A 2,097-nucleotide genomic window follows, 5' to 3' on the forward strand; every position below is an offset into this window, starting at 1 on the left:
CCCCGCCCCCGTCTGGGACTCGGTGACCCGCTCCCGCCGCAAGGAGCGCCCGGGCGTGCGCGAGCTGCTCCGGCACGCGGCCAGCCACGTGGTGCGCCTGCGCGGCAGCGGCGAGGGCGAGGCCTCCCCCGCCCTGGTCACCGCGCTGGCCCGGTTCGGCGGCAGGCCCTGCGTCCTGGTCGGCCAGGACCGGTCCCGCCAGAGCGCCGAACAGCCCATGGGGCCGGACGCGCTGCGCGAGGCCCGCCGGGGCATGCGCCTTGCCGCCGAACTGCGGCTGCCCCTGGTCACCGTCATCGACACCCCCGGCGCCGCGCTCTCCGCCGACGCCGAGGAGCGGGGGACGGCCGGTCAGATCGCCCGCTGCCTGGCCGAGATGACCTCCCTGGCCGCCCCCACCGTCTCGGTCCTGCTGGGGGAGGGCACCGGCGGAGGCGCGATCGCGCTCCTGCCCGCCGACCGCGTCCTGTGCGCCCAGCACGCCTGGCTCGCCCCGCTGCCGCCCGAGGGGGCCAGCGCGATCGTCCACCGCACCCCCGACCGCGCCGGGGAGCTGGCCGAGGCCCAGGGCATCGGCTCCGCCGACCTGCGCGCCCGCGGACTCGTGGACCGGGTGGTCCCCGAGTTCGGCGACGCGGCCGACGAGGACGGCGCGTTCTGCGCGCGCATGGGGGAGGCGATCGCCCGCGAACTCGCCGCGGTCCAGCCGAGCGGTGACGCCGAACCGCCCGCGGGGCGCGCCGCGCGCTACCGCCGCCTGTGCGCCGCGCCCTGAGCGCACCGCCCAGGACACGAACACCGGAGCAGTACCCATCACCAGGAGGTAGGGAACGTGGACCGCTCGCAAGGGCCGCTCAAGGGGATCGTGGTCATCGACCTGTCACGGGCGCTGGCCGGACCGCACGCGGCCATGCTGCTGGGAGACCTCGGCGCGCGGGTGATCAAGGTCGAGCAGCCCGGCAGGGGGGACGAGACGCGCGGGTGGGGCCCGCCGTTCGTCGGGCCGGAGGAGGAGCGCGTCAGCACCTACTTCCTGTCCTGCAACCGCAACAAGGAGTCCATCGAACTGGACCTGAAGTCCGAGGACGGCGTGGAGCAGCTGACCCGGCTCGTGCGCGCCGCCGACGTCCTGGTGGAGAACTTCCGCCCCGGCGTCCTGGACCGGCTCGGGTTCCCCGCCGACCGCCTGGAGGAGCTCAACCCCCGCCTGGTGGTCTGCTCCATCAGCGGGTTCGGGCACGACGGACCCGAGGGCGGACGGGCGGGCTACGACCAGATCGCCCAGGGCGAGGCCGGTCTGATGAGCCTGACCGGCCCCTCGCCCAAGGAACCGACCAAGACGGGCGTGGCCATCGGCGACCTGCTCGCCGGGATGAACGGCGCCCAGGGGGTGCTCGCCGCGCTCCTGGAGCGCGAGCGCACCGGGCGCGGCCGGGTGGTGCGCACCTCGCTGCTGTCCTCGATCGTGGGCGTGCACGCCTTCCAGGGGACCCGGTGGACGGTCGGGCGCGAGGTGCCCACCGCCCTGGGCAACCAGCACCCCTCCATCGCCCCCTACGGCGCCTTCGCCTGCATGGACGGCATGCTCCAGGTGGCGGTGGGCGGCGAGGCGCAGTGGGAGCGCTTCGCCGGACTGCTCGGACTGGACCCCCGAGACCCCAGGTTCGCCGACAACGCCTCCCGGGTGGAGCACCGCGAGGAGCTGATCGCCGAGGTGGAGGCGGTGCTGGGGCAGGGCACGCGCGACGAGTGGCTGCGCCGGATCGGTGAGGTGGGGGTGCCCTGCGGCGCGGTGCGCACCATCGACCAGGTCTACGAGTGGGAGCAGACGCGCTCCCAGGGGCTGCTGCTGGAGGTGGAGCACCCGGTGCTCGGCCCGATCGAACTGCCCGGGTCCGCGCTGCGCTTCGACCCCGTGGACGACGAGGCGCAGCAGCCCTCCGGCACGGGCCACCTGCCGCCGCCCGCCCTGGGCGAGCACAACGACGCGGTCCGGGCCTGGCTCGACGAGGTCGAGGCCCAACCGGCCGGATAGACCGCGCGCCGACCACCGCGACAGCCATGCGGACGGCCGCGCCGGAGCCCTCGGGCGCCGGC

General features: G+C 75.9%; 2 protein-coding genes. Both read left to right on the forward strand.

The genetic code is table 11. From position 1 onward, the window contains the following. The coding region (locus DQW06_RS21060; RefSeq protein WP_304598536.1) for a carboxyl transferase domain-containing protein at nucleotides 1-775 on the forward strand (775 nt) is incomplete at its 5' end. A 57-nt stretch (nucleotides 776-832) separates the two neighbouring features. Continuing rightward, a complete protein-coding gene (locus tag DQW06_RS21065; RefSeq protein WP_013153629.1) occupies nucleotides 833-2,035 on the forward strand; it encodes a CaiB/BaiF CoA-transferase family protein in 1,203 nt (400 codons plus the stop codon). The last annotated feature ends 62 nt before the right edge of the window (nucleotides 2,036-2,097 follow it).

The organism is Nocardiopsis sp. TNDT3 (assembly GCF_003427465.1).
GTDB classification, from domain to species: Bacteria; Actinomycetota; Actinomycetes; order Streptosporangiales; family Streptosporangiaceae; genus Nocardiopsis; species Nocardiopsis dassonvillei.